The organism is Bacteroidales bacterium (genome assembly GCA_018334875.1).
In the GTDB taxonomy this organism is placed as follows: Bacteria; Bacteroidota; Bacteroidia; order Bacteroidales; family UBA12077; genus JAGXLC01.
The window spans coordinates 1-19,342 of the sequence record JAGXLC010000021.1; the positions used below are offsets into that span (position 1 = coordinate 1).

A 19,342-nucleotide genomic window follows, 5' to 3' on the forward strand; every position below is an offset into this window, starting at 1 on the left:
TGCCGAAAGACCTGACAAACCAATGGGAGACCGATCTGGGTGGAAAACTGACACAGCCCGTTGTGGCAGGCGGCAAGCTGTATGTCTCTCAGATCAACTCGCACCGGATTTATTGCCTGGACAGCCAATCCGGCGACATCGAATGGTCATTCACGGCCGGAGGAAAAGTGGATTCTTCTCCCACCTACTACAGGGGGCTGCTTCTTTTCGGCGCCGCCGACGGCTGGGTGTACTGCCTGAGCTCATCCGACGGCAGCCTGGTATGGCGGTTCCGGGGTGCGCCTCATGAGCGGCGGATTGTTTCTTTCGGCCGGCTTGAGTCCTCCTGGCCCGTACACGGAAGCGTGCTGGTAAAAGACGGTGTGGCCTATTTCCTTGCCGGCCGCTCCTCCCATATTGACGGAGGAATGTACCTCTACGGGCTCGATCCCCAAACCGGGGAAAAACTTCACGAAAAGCATCTGGAAACACCCCGCCCCAACCTGCCTGAAGAACGAGGCCATCCTTTTGAACTGGAGGGTTTTCGATCTGATATTCTTGTAAGCGGAGAGGACCATATTTATCTGCGACGGGCCAAATTCGACAAACAACTGAATCAACAAAAAACCAGGAAAAAAACCAAACTCGGGGACAGGAATGTGGGGATGCACCTTTTTTCCAATACCAGCCTGCTTGATGATTCCCGGTGGGACCGGAGATACTGGATGCACTCCGCACGGTGGCCGGGCTTCTATTTTACCCACCAGGCCCCGAAAAGTGGCTCCATAATGGTATTCAACGATTCGGTTACCTATGCCAGCAAACACTATGACCGGATATCGGACCACAGCCCCCTGCATGTTTACGGGCAGGGAAATTTACTGTATGCCGATAACAATGACACCGAACCCATGCTGGTAGGAGAGGAAGGACAACCCAACCCGGTTCAGTGGCTTCCCGATATCACGGAAACAGTAGCCAAAGATGAACTGGGATCTTTCCGGCATCCGGCCGTGAATTATGAAAAAGGGCCCGGACTGACAAGACCTAAAGCTCCCCGGTGGTCTCAGCGGATATCCATAAGAACAAGGGCCATGGCTCTTGCCGGCAGCCGTCTGTATGTTGCCGGCCCGCCTGATGCTATTGATCCGGAAGATCCGCTTGCTACCTTCCGGGGTAGAAATGGGGGCTATTTACAAGTGTTATCCTCTTCAGGAGAGAAACTGGCAACCTATAAACTGGATGCTCCACCTGAATTCGACGGGCTGATAGCAGCGGAAAACCGGCTGTTTATGGCAACCGTCGACGGAACAATTCAATGTTTTGGAAAGTAAAAATAAAGGGGAGAAGGCATATCTCCCCTTTATTCATCCCAAAAATTCTTGGAAGTTAGAAGGAAGCTCAAATTACTTCACTCCCTGTTTATTTTCGGATTTAATCAGTTGCCGAACGCGTTCAGCTATTCCTTCCGCATCAATTCCCTGTTCTGACATAAGCTCACCCGAGCTGCCCGAATGCGGCAGTTTTGTTACAGCCTGAGAATATACCGGAATATTCTGACCAACTGCTGCTGCCACAGCTTCACCCATTCCTCCTTCAGGATAATGATCCTCTATTGTAAGAATGAAGGAGGCATTCTGAACTGCTTCAAGTATACCTTCCTTATCGATGGGCTTCAACGAATAAATATCCATCACGCCTGCTGAAATTCCTTCCTCCTGCAGAATCTCCCTGGCTTTAAGCGCTTCATTTACAGTTATGCCGGTTCCCAGAATCATTGCGGAATTGTCTCCGGATGGCTTCAGTAGCTTTGATCCTCCAATCTCAAACTCCTCTGATAAGTCATAAATTACAGGAGTTTTAGGCCGAAGAGCCCGCAAATAAGATATTCCCTGATATGTATTCATGGCAGCGGTCAGCTTTTCAGCCGAAACAGCATCCGAAGGGGAAAGCACTATGCTGCCATACAATGATCGCATCATGGCCAGATCCTCCAGTCCCATCTGGGAGGGACCGTCCTCACCAATGGATACGCCGGTATGGGTTCCACATACCTTCAGATCTGCCTGAGAATAAGAGGCCATACGGATCTGATCGTGGGCACGGGTAAGAAATGCAGCAAAAGTAGCCACATACGGTCTTTTACCGCGTGCCTGCAGCCCTGCTGCGAAACCAATCATGTTTTGCTCGGCAATGTAACACTCAACAGACCGATCAGGAAAACTATCAAAAGAAAATTTAGTCCGGGTAGAGTTCTTCACATCTCCATCAAGCACCACTATTTGCTTATCCTGTTCACCGAGTTTTTTTACAGCGTTTCCAAAAGCAGTACGTGTAGCTTCTTTATCACCTTTCTGATATTGAGGATCAATCTCTATCTTGCCTTCATCCTTTGAGGGAAGCGGTGATAAACTGGTCTGATTATCCGGTTTATAGTCTACGGTTTGTAAACGCTTTTTGATCTGTTCTCTGGCTTTCACCAATTCATCCTCAGATACGGCTTGCCCGTGTCGTCCGTCGGCATTTTCCAGAAAATCCACGCCTTTACCTTTTACAGTTTGTGCGAGGATCATGGAGGGTCTGGGATCTTTTTTGGCAGCTTCAACAGCTTCAATGATTTCTTCTATGGAATGGCCATCTATGGTTTGTGTATGCCAGCCAAATGCCTCTGCCTTTTTCTGGTATTCCTCAATATTCCATTCATAAATGGTAGGGCCGCTTTGACCCAAACGGTTAATATCAACAATTCCGATAACATTGTCCAGCTTCAGGGCCGAACCCAGAAGCATGGCTTCCCAAACGTTGCCTTCTGCCATTTCACCATCTCCGATAAGCACATAGGCATATCGGTCAATGGAGTCCATTTTCATGGCCATAGCCAAGCCGAGTCCTCCGCTTAATCCTTGTCCGAGGGAGCCTGTAGCCAGACGAACACCCGCCAGTTTGGGAACAGGATGACCCTCCAGGATACTGTCGAATTCCCGCAGACTCATTATGTCCTGATCTTTGAGCATACCTGCCTCATCCATTGTGGCATATAACCCCGGTGCTCCGTGACCTTTGGACAATACAAAATCATCACCTTCCAGAGAATTCGGATTTTCAGGATCATAAACCATCTGATCAAAATACAGAACACTAAAAATCTCTGCCGCCGACATTGCGGTGGTAGGATGACCAGATCCGGCACGAGTAGTCATTTCCAATGATTTCAGACGAATCCGTTCTGCTTTATCCTTTAAAAATTCGTTACGTGCTTTCATAATGCAATCTTTTAGGTTCTACAATTGTGTAATTCCCTTTAAATTGGTATATCCAAAAAAAATAACCCCAATTAGCAGGGCAATAAATTTAAAAAAATTACAGGAATTTTTTAACAATCTATTGTCAGGTAATTAAATAAACAAGTACAAAACGGATTTGTTAACCCATAGCATATTTATACAATCTATACACTCCATCTTATCTTTTACGGTCATAAATATTTTTTTGTTATACCCCTAAAAATTTAAGGGGTAAAATTTATTTTTAAAACATTAATCCATTAAAATATCTTCAAAATAGAAGGGGATATATATTTTTTGTATATTTTTTTGGCAATCCCCTATATTTTTAAACCTTTGCAAACTGAATAAATATTCAATTATAAATCATAAAAACTATTGTCTATGCTTCAATGGCCGAAAAACAACGACGCACTCGGAACGTTAAACCGTGGAATTCCAGCCGAATCAGGTTTATGTACCTTATGTACTTCCGATTGTAAAGGAAAATGTGAAACCTGGATGGCTTCCCTCCAGGGAAGAAAAATGCTTTATCCGAGAGATTTTGGGAAATCCACAGCCGGTGCCAACAATGTTTCTTCAGTAGGCATTAGCTATCATGGCCTTAGGATTCATGGCTATGCATATGGAGTGAATGGAGTGGAACCTCCATTAACCAACAAACCGGATGATTGCCTGTTCACCAATGTAAATGTGGAATCTTCATTTGGGAATGAAGTAAAGACCAAAACCCGTATGCCAATTATGACAGGTGCATTGGGTTCAACATTTATCGCAGCCAAATATTGGGAATCATTTGCCATAGGTGCAGCCTTATGTGGCATTCCTCTTGTTGTAGGGGAAAATGTTGTGGGAGTTGACAAAAAATCTGAACTTAAAGGAGGAAAAATTGCCGCAGCACCTGAGCTGGACCGGCGAATTCAGACTTATAAGAAGTTCTATGACGGTTATGGAGCCATCATTGTACAATTGAATGTGGAAGACACAGCCAACGGTGTTGCCGAATATATCATTGAAAACTATGGAAATGATGTGATCATAGAATTGAAATGGGGACAAGGAGCAAAAGATATTGGGGGTGAGATTCAGGTAAACAGCATTGAATATGCTCAGTTCCTGAAAGACCGCGGTTACCTGGTTGATCCCGATCCCTATGATCCCACGGTACAAACAGCATTCGAGTCCAGGGCCATTACTTCTTTTGCCCGTCACAGCAGGCTTGGTGCAACCGAAGCCAATGATCCCGAGCAGGTCAGGAAATCCTTCATGGATTCTGTTGCTTACCTGAGAAAACTTGGTTTCAACCGGATCTCACTAAAAACCGGTGCCTATGATATGGAAGCACTGGCTATGGCCATACGTTATGCTACAGATGCCAAACTGGACTTGCTCACCATTGACGGAGCCGGCGGCGGAACAGGTATGAGCCCCTGGAACATGATGCAACACTGGGGTATTCCTTCTGTGGCCCTTCATGCTAAAGCATACGAATATTCCCGTCTGCTGGAAGAAAAAGGAATGAAAGTGCCCGATCTTTCCTTTGCCGGAGGATTTGCCCGGGAAGACCATATTTTTAAAGCCATAGCATTGGGCTCACCATTTACCAAGATGGTATGCCTCGGACGCTCAGCCATGATACCCGGATTTTTGGGAAGCAATATTGAGGGTGTATTCAAACCCGAACGCCGGCACGAGCTACATGGTCACTGGGAAGAACTCCCTGTAAACGTGGCGAAAATAGGGAAATACCCCGAAGAGATCTTTGCGGGCTGGGAACCTGTCAAAGAAAAAGTAGGAAAAGATGAACTCAAAAAAATACCCTACGGAGCAATAGCCATGTATGGATATGCAGACAAGCTTACCGGCGGACTCCAGCAGTTGATGGCCGGAGCCAGAAAATTCAACCTGGATGAAATTCATAGAAATGATCTGATTGCTTCCAACAGGGAAACCGAAGAAGTAACAGGCATACCTTTTATGACTGATGCCAATGACGAAAAGGCAAAACAAATACTGAAAGGATAAGGGATATCTAATTTTACTAAAAAAGCCTTCTCAGGATATTTATTCCGGGAAGGCTTTTTTTATTAATCCCTGAAAATTTTCCGGATACAGCAACTCCCCGAATAAACATACAATCATAAAAATATATTCAAAAGTTGGATCTTTCCCAATAAAATTTTATTTTTGAGAAGATTCCCTATTCTTTTTAAGAAGATCAGAAAAAATACATCATGTTTATTAACTTTTAAAATCCAGATTATTATGAAACGAAGAACATTTTTAAGAAACATAGCCATCAGCAGTGCATTAGCCAGTTTACCCTTCTCATGGGTATTTTCAAAAGGAAAACAAAAGCAAAATCTTCCGGTACCCAAGAGAGAACTGGCCAATAAAGGAGATATGCTTTCGATGATTGGTTTCGGCGGTATCCTGCTCAACGACAATGGCCAGAAATTCGCCAATGAGGCCATAGCTAAGGCAGTGGATGCAGGGATCAATTATTTTGATGTGGCTCCGACGTATGGAAATGCTCAGGATTTAATGGGGCCTGCACTCGAACCCTATAGAAAAGATTGTTTCCTGGCCTGTAAAACGGGAAAATGGGACAAGAAAGAGGCTGAAGAAGAGCTGCATGGATCACTTAAGGCATTAAAAACCGATCATTTCGATCTGTATCAATTGCATGCCATTTCCAGCAAAGAAGATGTAGACAAAGCACTTGCACCGAATGGAGCCATCGAGGTATTCGAAAAAGCCAAAAAGGAAGGCAAAATCCGTTATATTGGATTTTCGGCTCATTCCCAGGAAGCAGCAGTCTATGCAATGGAACAATATGATTTTGATACCATCCTGTTTCCCTTGAACTTCGTCTGCTGGTATAATGGCAATTTCGGTCCAAAAGCCTACGAAAAAGCCAAAGAGAAAAACATGGGGATACTGGCGCTAAAATCTATGGCCAAAACACGCCTGGCAGATGGGCAGGATAAACTGTATAAAAACATATGGTACATGCCTTTGGAAAACACAAGCTTGTCTGACAAAGCATTGCGATTTACACTTTCGAAAGACATCACCGCTGCAATTCCTCCGGGAGACAGCAAGTTCCTGTTCCGTGCCATCGAACATGCCGGCAATTATGCACAATTAAATGAAAAAGAGGATAAACAACTACAGGACATTGCGAGGGTTACAGACCCAATTTTCAAAGCCTAAAAGGTTTCACAGATGACTAAAAACTAATCCTAGTGCGGTCAGGAAAAGAATGATTAAAATACATACACTTCCTATAAAAGAGGCAACCCCACATGAGGTTGCCTCTTTAGAGTCTGTCTATAATATCCGCTGGCTGCGTTACGCTCGTTTTTCATGCCAGTCGATTACATCTGGTAGAGACGTACGGCCGTACGTCTCTACACTGGCATTCAAAACTCGCAAGCCTTGCCAGCGAACATTCTAGACAAGACTCTTTCAAATCTCTTTGACTTTATGGACAAATACTCTATAATCGATTATCTTTTTTAGTGATTGATTGACCTATCTGACAGATTATACCAACAGGTCATCAGGCACGTGGGTTATTCTGGATATGTCTGCTATTTTTCCGGGAACATCGAATCCCTTTGGACAATTCACAGTACAATCGCTGCAATCCTTACAGGGATTTTCGCTGATCCCGATTTCGGAAAGTTCCTCTTTGGCCTTCAGTGTTTCCTTGTACCCATGAGCATACATATATGCACGCATCATATCGGGAATGGGAAGGCCTTTCCGGCATTTTTCCGTACACTGCTTGCATCCGTCACAATAGAGCCCTTCCAGAGATGAAGCATAAAGCAGAAAATCTTTTTCTTCATTGTTAAGATTCAAATCATCCATTACCGCCATATTTTCCTGAAGTTCCTCAAAAGCAGTAATACCAGGGATGGAAGTATGAATATGGGGATTATTGAGTGCCCATTTAAGGGCTGCCTGAAACTTCATCTTTTGATTCTTACCTTTTCCTATTTTTCCGCCTGCCATGGTTTTCATGGCAATTATACCCAAACCGGCTTTGGAGGCTTCTTCAATCCTTTGAAGAACCTTTTCTCTGTGGCTTTGTTTGAAATTAATTGCAGTAAGCACAACCTCGTACACACCGCTATCCGTAGCAGCCTTAATTACCTCGTCTTCATTACTGTGGGTAGTTAAACCTATATGTTTGGCTTTACCCTGTTTTTTTGCAGTTTGCAGAGCATCCAAAATGGGTTCATATAGAACGGTTTCCCGCATGGAGAGGGAATGTAAATAAAGAATATCCACGTAATCCATTTGCAGCCTTTTCAAACTGGTATCCAACGTTTCCATAAAGTATTTTTTTGAAAAGCCCGGAACCAGCTCGCCGGTCTCCTCATCTTTCTCCTTCCCGGGTTCAGGAACCTTGGTGGCAATTGTAAATGAATCACGGGGATAATCCTTTAAAACCTCTCCCAGCATCTTCTCATTGTTGCCGTTTTGATATTTATAGGCTGTGTCAAAATGTTCAACCCCTGCATCCATTGCAGCTTTCACAAGATTCGGATTGTCTGCACGCATCACACCGAAACTTACCACAGGCAACTCTATTCCCGTATTGCCGAGTTTTCTCCGCACCTGTTTACCCGTCTTCCCTGCCAATTGCAGGGACTGATCTTTACCGCCACTCATTAAACGATTACCGAAAAGGGTACCTGCCGTTCCCAGAAGGGATGTTTTCAGGAACGTTCGTCTGTTAAAAGCACTCTTATCCATAGGCTTCTCTTTTTGATTGATTTTTGCGAACTTAATAAAAACATAGCAAAAACCAAAATTAAAGATATTCAATTCCGAAATTCCTCCAGCTCCATAAACTGCTCCAGATAATCCATAACAGCCGGCACAGAAACATCTATCCGTTCATCAATGGCTGTTAAAAGAAAGGTTTGTGTTCCCCCGCCGGAAGCCCCCGTCATTCCGATCCTGTTATTATCCACATCGGACCTGGATAATAAATACTCTAAGACCCGTTGGCTGTTCCAGGTCTGAAGAAGCATTGCTACAGGAATATCATGAGACACCTGATCATTGTCTCCGTAGCCCACCATATCATAGGCAAATACCACTGAACCCATCCTGGCCAGTGTGGCACATCGTTTTTGCATGGCCGGACGATAACGTCCGTAATTGCCCTCTTCCTGCCAATGCCCATGAGGGCTTAGAATGCCAGCTTGCTTCCCTTCCCCGTCCTCCGGCCTGTATAAATTACCGGTAATATAAAACCCGGGAAAGCTTTCGATTACAATATTTTCCACAATATAGCCATCAAATACCCGGGTATTCGTAATTCTTGCATTAAAATGCCCTTCAATATCAGGCATTCGATCCAGCTTCATTCCCTTAATAATTCCGCTTTTGATCATTTCTGCGCGTTTTTCCCAGGATTCCCTGTCATCCCAAGTTATTTTCAAATTGTTTCATCATCCGGTTGGCCTTGTCTTCACTCCAGTGATGACCCATGCATAACATATTGTCCTGAGCAACAATATTAACGTTAAAACCAATCACTATGGTTAATAACAAATAATTAAAGAGTTTAAAGTTCTTCATAAGTTTTGATTTTTCGGTCGATATAGAAATTTTTCCTGACAATACAAAATTCATTTATTTGTAATTGATGCAAAGAATGAAATGAAGTACAAAAGAAACCGATTTGCGATTCTAAAAATAATCAATTATGTTTGGGAGAATAATTTAATTTATTGGATGGTCACCTAAAGAAACTCATAATAAATATATTGCAATAAAAATATTAACATTGTCTAACCTAATTTTACAGCTATGAAAAACAGTATTTCACGACGCGATTTCTTACAAAAATCTCTTGTTGGAACTGCCGGATTGTTTGCACTTCCAATGATGAGCAGTTTCAGGTATTCCCCAAACGACACCATTCGCCTCGGAGTAATAGGTCTTGGCCGACAGGGAACTGGTCTGATGCGTAATTTCATGCAGATGAATGGAGTGAAAGTTGTTGCCGTATCCGATGTATATGGCATCAAACGAAAGCGGGCTGAAAAAATCCTGAGAGATTATTATTTCAAAAAGGGAGAAAATACGGATATTACCACTTATGAGCATTACAAGGATGTTCTGGCCCGTAAGGATATTGATGCCGTAGTAATTGCCACGCCTGATCACTGGCATGCATTGATCACAATTGATGCTTGTAAGGCCGGGAAAGACATTTATCTGGAGAAGCCTTTGACTTTCACCATTAAGGAAGGTAAAGAAGTTGTGCGCGCAGTACGGAACCATCGAAGGATATTGGCAGTAGGTAGCCAGCAGCGTTCAGATCCGAATTTTCAGCATGCTGTAAAAATGGTTCACAAAGGCGCCATTGGGAAACTGGAAAAGGTAAGCGCCAACGTGGGACCTTTTCCCGATCCGTATAATTTACCCTTAAAGCCGGTGCCACGTGATTTAAACTGGGAACTTTGGATGGGACCCAACCCTTATGTTCATTACAATCCCCAACTCGCCCCGCCCATATCTCTTGATCCGCCCCAAAACGAAAGCTATTGGGCTAAATGGCGATACTTCAAGGAAACAGGCGGCGGCTTTATAACCGACTGGGGTGCCCATAACTTCGATATCGGCCAGTGGGGGATCGCTAAAGGTGGTCCGGTTGAAATCATTCCCCCGGGATACAACGGAACGGAGCACCTGACCTATGTGTATGACAATGGCGTAGAAATGGTCAATGAGGAATGGCAGGAAGGAAAGGGTGTAAAATTCTGGGGTTCCGACGGATGGATCGAAGTGGACCGTTCGGGATACAATGCATCAGACAATGAATTGATGCCCTCAGCAGAGGAAGAAAAAGAAGGAGATGTACCCTATGAAATGGGACTTTCTCACCTCGGGAATTTCATACACGCTTTAAGAAACCGGAAGGATCCCATCGTTCCGGTAGAGATCGGACATCGATCCTGTACAACATGCCTGTTGGGTCTTATAGCAAACAGGGTGGGAAGACCTGTTAAATGGGATCCAACGACCATGTATTTTGTGGATGACCCGGAAGCTGAAAAACATTATCACAGGGATTACCGGGACGGGTACAGGCTCTGATTTAAACAAGATGAAGATTGATGTTAAAAAACAAAAATGATTAACAATGAAAAATAATTCCTTTTCCCGCAGAAAATTTATTAAAACAGTGGCTGCAGCAGGTGCCGGAACACTTGTTATGAAAAATTCATTATTTGCCAATCCCTCAGTGATCAAAAGGGAACCCACGCTTAAAGGGAAAAAAGTGTTATGGGTATACGGCGGATGGGAAGGACACGATCCCAAAAAATGCACCGACCTTTTTGTACCCTTGATGCGCGAAGAGGGAGCTGAAGTGACGGTTTCCGATACCCTGGACAGCTACCTTGATGAGGAGCTCATGTCCTCGGTCGACCTGATCGTACAGATCATGACCATGAGCGATATCACCGGGGACCAGGAAAATATGTTGCTGAAAACCATAAAAAACGGAACCGGTCTGGCAGGTTGGCACGGTGGCCTTGGTGATGCCTTTAGAACCCGTGTGGAATATCAGTTTATGGTAGGTGGCCAGTGGGTCGCCCATCCGGGTGGCGTAATTGATTACAGGGTCAACATTACAGACCATGAAGATCCGATATCCAAAGGATTGCAGGATTTCGACATGCATTCAGAGCAGTATTACATGCATTTAGACCCCAACGTCAAGGTACTGGCAACCACAACCTATACCGGCGAACATGCTTCATGGATAGACGGATGCGTGATGCCGGTAGTCTGGAAAAAGTATTATGGCAAGGGCAGAGTATTTTATTCTACATTGGGACATGTGGTTGACGATTTTGATGTGCCTGAGGCCCTGGAAATTCAAAAGCGGGGTTTCAGATGGGCTGCAGAAAGCAAATACATGGATTTTGAAAAATGGATCACGCCGGTTTACGGATAATGGATAAAGACATAATAAGGCTGCTATAAATTTAAGGAATCATGCACATTCATTCTGAAGTTTACCTTCATGCCATATTGGTTGTGGATAAACAAAGCTGGAAACTACCACAGGAAAGGCTTTCTAGTCAATTCCAATATGTCAGGCAATCTTTTGAAAATCTTAATTCAAAAGTTCTGGCAATAAACGGCCAGGCAGATCATGTACATATCCTGTTCAAACAAGATCCCTCCATCAGTCTGGATGAATTGTTAAAGCGGGTACGTTTAAGTTCTGCATGGTCACTCAACAATCACCTTTTGCCCGAAAAACGGTTTGCCTGGAAAAATACTTATTATGCCTTCACCATTGGTGGAGAGGAAATCGGAGAACATAAGGAATATATAGAATGCCAGGAAGAGATACATCTTTCCCTTTCAACCGATGAAGAGCTTCAAAAACTCATCGAAGAATATCAACTGAAATACGACGGAGATAAACCGGAAGATCTTGATGAGGACGCTTATAATTAATATAAAACGTTAAAATTCAATATTAAAATTAATTATGGAAAACAACATCTCACGACGCAGTTTTTTACAAAAATCACTTGTTGGAACAGCCGGATTGTTATCGCTCCCTTTGTTGAGCGGCTTTAAATCTTCTCCAAATGACACAATCCGTCTTGGGTTTATTGGCCTGGGCCGGCAGGCCATGTTCCTGATGAATGAATTCAGAGCAATAGATGGTGTGAAAATCGTAGCCGGTGCTGACGTATATGGTATCAAACGAAAACGTTTTGAGCACCGTATGAGAAAGTATTACTATGAACAGGGAATGAATTCGGATATCACTACGTATGAAAATTATAAAGATCTTCTTGAACGGAAGGATATCGATGCGGTGGTAAATGCTACCCCGGATCATTGGCATGCATTGACCACCATCGATGCCTGCAATGCGGGAAAAGATGTCTATTTGGAAAAACCACTGACCTTCACCATTAAAGAAGGAGAAAAAGTGATTCATGCCGTTCGCCGCAACGGCAGGATATTGGCTGTAGGAAGCCAGCAGCGGTCTGACTCTAATTTCCGGCATGCTGTCAGAATGGTAAGAAAAGAAGCCATCGGGCAACTGCAAAAGATCGATATCAATATAGGAGATTTTCCCGAACCTTATGATTTGCCGATTGAGCCAGTACCTGCGGACCTCAATTGGGAACTGTGGCTCGGGCCCAATCCCTATGTGCATTATAATCACGAACTGGCTCCGCCGATTTCACTGGATCCCCCTAAAGATGAATCGCTTTGGGGTGCCTGGCGGTGGTACAAAGAAACAGGCGGAGGTCATATAACTGACTGGGGTGCCCACCATTTCGACATCGGACAATGGGCCATCGGAAAAGGTGGACCTGTTAAGACCATCCCACCGGGTTATAATGGAACAGAACATCTAACATACGTTTATGACAATGGAGTTGAAATGATCAAATCCGGAAAAGGAAAAGGCGTGAGATTCCAGGGTTCAGACGGCTGGATAGAAGTCGCCCGTGGGTTTATAGATGCATCCGACAAGGCTCTGCTTCCTTCCAATAAAAAAGAAAAAGAAGGAGATCAGCCTTACGAAATGAGTTTGTCGCATCGGGAAAATTTCATCTATGCCCTAAGAAACCGCAAGGACCCTGTTGTTCCTGTTGAAACGGGCCACAGAACCTGTACAACATGTTTATTGGGACTCATATCCTATGAACTGGGAAGACCTGTCGAATGGGATCCGCATAAACAATACTTTGTAAACGATCCTGAAGCTGAAAAATATTATCACAGGGAATACAGGCATGGATACAGGCTTTGATTGAGCCAGGGCGTATATTTTCCGTTTACCTCAACCAATCATTGCGGCTGCTTTTTATGAGTCAATAGAATAAAAACACAAACGTTATTATAATTATACGTTTCTTTTAGCGATGGCAAAATATTACAAAAATAAACCGGTAATTCCGGTTTATTTTTGTAATATTGGCGATCGTATAAGCCACGGCTAATAAAAAATTGATCAAATTCAAATCATCAACACCAAACAATAACAATCAACTATGCTGAAAAAATTCCGGAGAACCGTCAAATCCCACTGGATAAAACTTGCTTCTTCCCTTTTACTGGGTATATTAATAGGAGGAGGTGTTATATACTCCATTGAAGAGAGTGAGAAGGAATTCTGGAGGGAAAAATATATGGAACAGACGGAAAGTAATGATTCCCTGAGACTACAAATGGAGCAACTGCATAAAGAAAACGAACTGCTCACCGAACAGAATCAAGACCTCAAAGATGATCTGGGCATAACCATTCTGTCAAGTATCCGTTCGAACTTCTATGATCTGAAAGCATTAAAGTCTGAAAATTATAACAGACAAATTCATTACAACAATGAGGCCCACAAATCAAACCTGGTACCCAAAAAGATTGGTGACAAATGGGATTTGGATATATTCAGCGATAGATATAACGAACAGCTCGGCCGATTAATGGACACCATCGCCAAAAGGGAAGAAGAAAACAACAACTAAAAGCAGAAAACAAAACTGCGGCTATTTTGTATAAGTACTCTAAAAACGGTGCTTATGAAAAAATATTTAGTCGCGGTTTTCATATTGTTTTCAGGAATTTCCGTTCATGCGCAGATCAAAGGAAAAGTATATGATGCAGAAAACAATCTGCCACTGGAAAAGGTGGAGCTGACTCAAAGTGGAAAATTAATCACCACAACCAATTCGAACGGTCGGTTTACCCTGCCCCAATCTGCAATATCCGATACAATTACTTTCAGACGACTGGGGTACCATAACCAAAGGCACCATATTACCGATACAGATACCCTCCTTTTAATCAATATGAAAACGCGGGACATTGAATTGGCTGATGTGGTGATTCAGGGGTACCATACCCCAAAAGAAGCGTTTAACTCATCAGGAGCCCTTGATTATATCAGTGCCAAACAGTTAAGAAGCCTGTCAGCTACTTCCCCGGTTCCGGTCCTGAACAGTATACCGGGTATATATATGCATAGCGGAGCCCGAAATACCAACCGGATAACCATGCGGGGGATAGGGTCAAGAAGCATGTATACTACCACCAAGATCAAAGCCTATCTGAATGCCATTCCCATAACTTCAGGTATTGGAGAAACCAACCTTGAAGATCTTGATCTGGATATGGTTGACCGTATTACCGTAATGAAAGGCCCTTCTTCTACAGTTTATGGAGCTCCCTTAGGCGGTACCATCCTATACAGGGTTGGGCTGCCTTCAACCACAGGAACTTCAATAAGACAGGAAGTTACCATGGGATCCTTTAATATGCTGAAGAATTCAACCCGGTTAACCTGGAAAAATGAACAGACCGGTTTAAAACTGGCTTATAATAAGCTTATTGACAAAGGATTCAGAGAAAATGACAATTATAAGAAAGATGCCTTAACCGGCATTGTCAGGCATCAGATCACAGAAAATATTGATGTCACTTACCTGGGACGTTTTCATGACCTAAAAGCTTATATACCCAGCTCGATCAATGAGGAAACTTTCCGGAACAATCCCGGACAAGCAGCTAAAAACTGGAAATCGGTCAACGGAAACGAAAACTACCGTAAAATACTTAACGGATTATCATTCAACATGGATCTAAATGAAAATTTCCATAACGAAACCAGTGTATTTTTCAAACATTACAACGGTAAGGAAATCAGACCTTTTAACATACTCGATGACCAGACCCTGACAGCAGGTGGAAGAACATTATTTGAATGGAAAGGAGCCTGGGGTCAGTGGCAATTGACATCCCAAACCGGATATGAATATTTCCGGGAATCATACAACTGGCAGGTATACGAAACCCTGGCAGAAGGGAACCAGGGTGATCTGCTGAATAAAAACCACCAGATAAGGCTTCAGCAAAACCTCTTTGAAACGGTAGAAGCTCAATATGGTAACTTAGGAATCCACACCGGCATCAACCTCAATAGAACCAGCTATAGCTATCAGGATCTCTTTGAAGATGAGATGGACTATTCCGACCAAAAGGATTATGAATGGGTTCTATCTCCCCGTTTCTCGCTGACCTACAAGTTATCAGACAGATTAATCTGGTTTGGCTCTTTAAGCCATGGCTTTTCAGCACCCTCTTATGAAGAAACACTAAACGCCCGGGGATTTGTCGATGGAAGCATCAAGCCGGAAACCGGATGGAACCGGGAGACAGGCATAAGGGGAAGATACTGGAATAACAGATTATTTTTTAAATCATCAGTTTACTCCATTGCGGTGAATGACCTTTTAGTCACCAAACGACCGGCTGAAGATGAATTTTATAAGGTCAATGCGGGAGAAACGCTTCACAATGGCATAGAAGCCATGAGCAGAATCCGGTGGCTTCAGAACTCCTTTATCACCAGCACCGTAAACATAAACTACACCCATGCCAATTATAAATTTACAGACTTCACGGATGAAGGAAGTGATTACTCCGGCAATTACCTGCCAGGGGTGCCCAAAAATAAGTTATCCGTTGAACTTGATGCGGATTTGCCTTATGGGAGCTACCTTGAAGCCCATTGGCTCATCGCGGATAAAATGCCTATGAACGATGCCAACACCCTTTCTTCCGAACCTTATAACAGACTGAATCTAAAAGTGGGATTCAGGAGTTCAGTGGCTTCCCGTTGGTGGATCGATGTATATGGAGGAATAAACAATATGGCCGACAACCATTACGCCTCCATGATACTCATCAATGCCCCATCATACGGAGGAGAAGCGCCGCGATATTACTATCCGGCAGCGCCCAGAAATTATTTCGCAGGTATTTCCGTGCGTTATTCCTTTGATTAATGAAAAACTGATAATGCCACTGACTAATTTTTGGGAAGTATCTCTACATTGTAGGCCTCTTCCAGGAACAGCCGCTTAAAAAACATAGTTATTAATTATTTATGACCCAATATAGCAACAATAATTTATTTTTCCAGAAATTATTGTTTTATAATTGAGAGGAATTTTCTCTATGTGATCCATAACCAGAGAAATAATATGCACACATATAATACTTCCAAACTTTTTATTTTATGAATTGTTATATATATCCAAACTGACATAAAAAACAAGAGGGTTTCGCTCTTGTTTATTGCTTTTTAGACAGAATCATTATTTTTAAATTTTAGACACATAACTTCAAAATATACTCTTTATGAATTATTTACAATCCATAGGGCTAGCAACCTTTATCCTAAGTTTATTAATGCTGTCCATGCCTGTAAATGGTCAGCAACAACAACCCGATCAAGGAATATGGGTGCGGGAAGGTTTTAAACTGGAAATCGTACAGAACGATATAGAAAAACCGCGCTTCCTGCAGTTTGATGACAAAGGGACGTTATATGTCAGTCTTCCGGAGGCAGGAAAAATCGTATCCTGCAAAGATCAGAACGGTGATGGATATTATGAGACCGTCACTGATTTTGTTACCGGTCACTCCACAGCTCATGGCATGGACTGGAAAAATGGCTGGTTATGGTTCACTGAAACAGGAGCCATTTTCAAAGCACGGGATACCGATGGTGATGGCAAAGCCGATGAAAAAATAACAGTGATCTCCGAAGGAAAACTTCCCAAAGGAGGAGGACATTGGTGGAGACCGGTATTGATTCATAATAACCGGATATACACGGAGATTGGATGCAGCGGTAACATCACCGATGAGAGCGATACAGAACGAATGAAGATCTGGTCCTTCGCCCTGGATGGTACGGATAAACAACTCTTTGCCAGCGGTCTTCGCAATACGGAAAAATTAATTATACGTCCCGGCACTGATGAAATATGGGGGATGGACCACGGAAGCGATTGGTTTGGACGTGTTATGGAAGAAAAAGCTCCCGGAGAGAACCAGCCCATCACCAATTTGAATCCACCGGGTGAAATGAACCATTATGTAAAAGGGGGATACTATGGCCATCCTTTTATTACAGGCAATAAAGTACCCCGCTATGAATATATGGATCGGGATGATATTGTGGAATTGGCGGAAAAAACCATCCCGCCGGAATGGAACACAGGTGCACACTGGGCTCCCAATGCCATGACTTTCTATACGGAAGAACAATTCCCTGAATCCTATAAGAATGATGCATTTGTTGCTTATCATGGCTCCTGGAATCGGGAAGAACGTGCAGGTTATTGCGTAACTCATGTATTTTTTGAAGATGGCCATCCATGGGGTGAAAAAAAATATGTAAATTTCCTCGGAGAAAACAGAAAACTCCTCGGACGTCCTGTAGATGTTGTAGTGGCACCTAATGGATCGTTGTTCATCTCCGATGATTGGGGCAATACCATTTACCGGCTCAGCTATACCGGAGAATAAAAGCGGGAAATTATCCTTTTCCTTTTTTGCTTTTTTTTGATTTAAAAGGATATGCACTAATCTTTAAATATTTTGAAATACAAATAATAAAACCAAACATGAAGTTATTCCGGAATCTACTTATTATATTAGGTATAGCCCTTCTATTAATGGCATTAACCGGTCAGTTCAACCCTTCATTAAAAACCCTTAATCCAGGACCGGTTCAAACTTTTGAAAAGAATTGTGCAAGATGCCATGGCCCCCATGGAAGCTTTTATGGTTCAGGGTTTGGATCCAGAGAATATAATGATCTTAGGAAAATTGTCGGGGAAATGATGCGTGGACCGGCTTTTCTCAAACCTTCCAAAGCAGATGTGGAAGCTATGACGGCCTATCATTATGCGCTTGGATCCGGTGAACCCTTTATATGTATCACCCGGTACGACAGCACCAACAATATATTGCATGGAGAGGTAATGTTTCAGGATCAATTGTTTGTAAAACAAAAGCAAGAAGATGCATCCAAAGTTAAAGTTGCAGTGGATTCAACCGGAAGGTGGCAAACCGAATTATTCCCCTCTCTCCTTTTAATAGCTGAAAATGACAGTGCGCAGACTACAATTAATCCCCGGGAAAAACAATGGAGTCATTAAAAATATTAAAAAATGATATGGTATTCCGCCATCTTTTCTGCATATTTGTAATGATTGTTTAACTAAACAAGGATTTAAAACTTAAATCCTTTCTCCGGTTTACTTAAAAGCCCTGATGACAAATCAGGGCTTTTTAATATATATCTCCTCAGAACTTTATTACAATACCATCTAAAGAAACCTCGATATTCCGGTTTTTCGTCTGAAAAAAATAACCGGTAAGAAAACCTATGGCTGAGCCCAGCACAACATCGGAAGTCCAGTGCTGATCCTTGTAGATACGGCTTAATCCTACGGAAAAAGGTATTGCATAAAGCCACTTTGAATACTCTTCGGCAAAAGGCGTGAAAAAGGCAAAAGCCAATGTAGCATGCCCCGAAGGCAATGCCCTGAACGCATGTTGGTCTTTTGGAAACGGATCGAATGAATACGCTCCGTCATTCGTATATGGCCTGCTGCGGCCGGTCAGATACTTCATAGAAATGGTAACTCCAGCCGAAACCATTACACTTTTAAAAGCATTGAATGAAGTTTGCTGCAAGTCCTGATCCCCGGAAACAAGGCCTCCGGCATAAACCAGTGCATTAAGTGGCAGCACAACTTTCTTGCTACCCATATAATTGGCAGCATGGGTGTACTTATCCATTAAATTATTCTTTCCGGAAAGCGCAAAATTCCTGAATGCCTCATCCATGGTAAAGGCAGTTGCGAAGAAAAATGCAGATGAAACACCGGTATTTTTTAAAACTGCTTTATCTGTGGAGTCTATCCAGGATTCCTGGGCCTCAGCAATAGAGGGGATAAACAATACAACTAAAATAACGACCGTTTTAAATAACCTAAACATAAATTAATTGAAATTAACCTGGATTATTCATAAATTTTTACAAATATGAATAAAATGCAGGTTAACCCCGACTTAGGTGAACTTAAATTTTTGAAAAAAATTTTAGTGAACCTTAGTCGCTGTCGGAGACAGGAATAATTCTTGAATTATTCGGGTTAAATGAAACAAAAATCATGTTCTTTTGTCTGCCAATTCTTCTCTCACTT

At 42.8% G+C, this 19,342-nt stretch carries 16 protein-coding genes; 11 read left to right on the forward strand and 5 right to left on the reverse strand.

All coding sequences use genetic code 11. The features are described from left to right. Nucleotides 1–1,313 (forward strand): PQQ-binding-like beta-propeller repeat protein (locus KGY70_03375; protein ID MBS3774207.1); only part of this gene is annotated, 1,313 nt, incomplete at its 5' end. A gap of 72 nt (nt 1,314–1,385) precedes the next feature. Here KGY70_03375 and KGY70_03380 read toward each other — a convergent pair. Next, nucleotides 1,386–3,242, reverse strand: coding sequence for a transketolase (locus KGY70_03380; protein ID MBS3774208.1), 1,857 nt, complete (start codon nt 3,240–3,242; stop codon nt 1,386–1,388). Between the two features lie 405 nt (nt 3,243–3,647). Here KGY70_03380 and KGY70_03385 point away from each other — a divergent pair, with 405 nt between their 5' ends. Further along, nucleotides 3,648–5,288 carry a hypothetical protein gene (locus tag KGY70_03385; GenBank protein MBS3774209.1) on the forward strand — a complete coding sequence of 547 codons (1,641 nt, stop codon included), beginning with the start codon at nt 3,648–3,650 and terminating at the stop codon, nt 5,286–5,288. A 240-nt stretch (nt 5,289–5,528) separates the two neighbouring features. Next, nucleotides 5,529–6,479: an aldo/keto reductase gene (locus tag KGY70_03390; GenBank protein MBS3774210.1), complete on the forward strand. Its 951-nt coding sequence runs from the start codon at nt 5,529–5,531 to the stop codon at nt 6,477–6,479. Nucleotides 6,480–6,812: 333 nt separating this feature from the next. Here the strand turns inward: KGY70_03390 and KGY70_03395 are convergent, their stop codons facing one another. The 3 genes from KGY70_03395 to KGY70_03405 all read right to left on the reverse strand — a co-directional run bounded on the left by KGY70_03395 (nt 6,813) and on the right by KGY70_03405 (nt 8,867). Next, nucleotides 6,813–8,033 (reverse strand): aldo/keto reductase, encoded by a 1,221-nt coding sequence (locus tag KGY70_03395; GenBank protein MBS3774211.1) that lies wholly within the window; start codon nt 8,031–8,033, stop codon nt 6,813–6,815. A 68-nt stretch (nt 8,034–8,101) separates the two neighbouring features. Then, the gene (locus tag KGY70_03400; GenBank protein MBS3774212.1) at nt 8,102–8,728 is read right to left on the reverse strand and encodes an acetylxylan esterase; all 627 of its coding nucleotides are present in this window, start codon (nt 8,726–8,728) and stop codon (nt 8,102–8,104) included. Beyond that, a complete protein-coding gene (locus KGY70_03405; GenBank protein MBS3774213.1) occupies nt 8,709–8,867 on the reverse strand; it encodes a hypothetical protein in 159 nt (52 codons plus the stop codon). Before KGY70_03405 ends, KGY70_03400 begins: the two co-directional genes overlap by 20 nt. A 231-nt stretch (nt 8,868–9,098) precedes the next feature. Here KGY70_03405 and KGY70_03410 point away from each other — a divergent pair, with 231 nt between their 5' ends. From KGY70_03410 to KGY70_03445, 8 genes are all read left to right on the forward strand, one after another. Then, nucleotides 9,099–10,391 (forward strand): Gfo/Idh/MocA family oxidoreductase, encoded by a 1,293-nt coding sequence (locus tag KGY70_03410; GenBank protein ID MBS3774214.1) that lies wholly within the window; start codon nt 9,099–9,101, stop codon nt 10,389–10,391. Between the two features lie 46 nt (nt 10,392–10,437). After that, nucleotides 10,438–11,256, forward strand: coding sequence for a ThuA domain-containing protein (locus KGY70_03415; GenBank protein ID MBS3774215.1), 819 nt, complete (start codon nt 10,438–10,440; stop codon nt 11,254–11,256). Nucleotides 11,257–11,297: 41 nt separating this feature from the next. Further along, a complete protein-coding gene (locus KGY70_03420; protein MBS3774216.1) occupies nt 11,298–11,768 on the forward strand; it encodes a transposase in 471 nt (156 codons plus the stop codon). Between the two features lie 34 nt (nt 11,769–11,802). Further along, nucleotides 11,803–13,089: a Gfo/Idh/MocA family oxidoreductase gene (locus KGY70_03425; GenBank protein ID MBS3774217.1), complete on the forward strand. Its 1,287-nt coding sequence runs from the start codon at nt 11,803–11,805 to the stop codon at nt 13,087–13,089. Between the two features lie 241 nt (nt 13,090–13,330). Next, nucleotides 13,331–13,804 carry a hypothetical protein gene (locus KGY70_03430; GenBank protein ID MBS3774218.1) on the forward strand — a complete coding sequence of 158 codons (474 nt, stop codon included), beginning with the start codon at nt 13,331–13,333 and terminating at the stop codon, nt 13,802–13,804. Between the two features lie 54 nt (nt 13,805–13,858). Continuing rightward, nucleotides 13,859–16,123: a TonB-dependent receptor gene (locus KGY70_03435; GenBank protein MBS3774219.1), complete on the forward strand. Its 2,265-nt coding sequence runs from the start codon at nt 13,859–13,861 to the stop codon at nt 16,121–16,123. Between the two features lie 355 nt (nt 16,124–16,478). After that, entirely contained in the window at nt 16,479–17,654 is a 1,176-nt protein-coding gene (locus tag KGY70_03440; protein ID MBS3774220.1) for a PQQ-dependent sugar dehydrogenase, read from the forward strand. Between the two features lie 98 nt (nt 17,655–17,752). Further along, nucleotides 17,753–18,289 carry a cytochrome c gene (locus KGY70_03445; protein MBS3774221.1) on the forward strand — a complete coding sequence of 179 codons (537 nt, stop codon included), beginning with the start codon at nt 17,753–17,755 and terminating at the stop codon, nt 18,287–18,289. A gap of 148 nt (nt 18,290–18,437) precedes the next feature. On the opposite strand, the gene KGY70_03450 is transcribed toward KGY70_03445, so the two are convergent. Continuing rightward, complete coding sequence (locus KGY70_03450; GenBank protein MBS3774222.1) at nt 18,438–19,136, reverse strand: phosphatase PAP2 family protein; 699 nt, start codon at nt 19,134–19,136, stop codon at nt 18,438–18,440. Nucleotides 19,137–19,342 lie beyond the last annotated feature (206 nt).

Excerpts from the sequence above, each read along its gene's own strand:
- KGY70_03380 (MBS3774208.1), bottom strand. The coding sequence starts at position 3,242 with ATGAAAGCACGTAACGAATTTTTAAAGGATAAAGCAGAACGGATTCGT.
- KGY70_03385 (MBS3774209.1), top strand. The coding sequence starts at position 3,648 with ATGCTTCAATGGCCGAAAAACAACGACGCACTCGGAACGTTAAACCGT.
- KGY70_03390 (MBS3774210.1), top strand. The coding sequence starts at position 5,529 with ATGAAACGAAGAACATTTTTAAGAAACATAGCCATCAGCAGTGCATTA.
- KGY70_03395 (MBS3774211.1), bottom strand. The coding sequence starts at position 8,033 with ATGGATAAGAGTGCTTTTAACAGACGAACGTTCCTGAAAACATCCCTT.
- KGY70_03405 (MBS3774213.1), bottom strand. The coding sequence starts at position 8,867 with ATGAAGAACTTTAAACTCTTTAATTATTTGTTATTAACCATAGTGATT.
- KGY70_03410 (MBS3774214.1), top strand. The coding sequence starts at position 9,099 with ATGAAAAACAGTATTTCACGACGCGATTTCTTACAAAAATCTCTTGTT.
- KGY70_03415 (MBS3774215.1), top strand. The coding sequence starts at position 10,438 with ATGAAAAATAATTCCTTTTCCCGCAGAAAATTTATTAAAACAGTGGCT.
- KGY70_03420 (MBS3774216.1), top strand. The coding sequence starts at position 11,298 with ATGCACATTCATTCTGAAGTTTACCTTCATGCCATATTGGTTGTGGAT.
- KGY70_03425 (MBS3774217.1), top strand. The coding sequence starts at position 11,803 with ATGGAAAACAACATCTCACGACGCAGTTTTTTACAAAAATCACTTGTT.
- KGY70_03430 (MBS3774218.1), top strand. The coding sequence starts at position 13,331 with ATGCTGAAAAAATTCCGGAGAACCGTCAAATCCCACTGGATAAAACTT.
- KGY70_03435 (MBS3774219.1), top strand. The coding sequence starts at position 13,859 with ATGAAAAAATATTTAGTCGCGGTTTTCATATTGTTTTCAGGAATTTCC.
- KGY70_03440 (MBS3774220.1), top strand. The coding sequence starts at position 16,479 with ATGAATTATTTACAATCCATAGGGCTAGCAACCTTTATCCTAAGTTTA.
- KGY70_03445 (MBS3774221.1), top strand. The coding sequence starts at position 17,753 with ATGAAGTTATTCCGGAATCTACTTATTATATTAGGTATAGCCCTTCTA.
- KGY70_03450 (MBS3774222.1), bottom strand. The coding sequence starts at position 19,136 with ATGTTTAGGTTATTTAAAACGGTCGTTATTTTAGTTGTATTGTTTATC.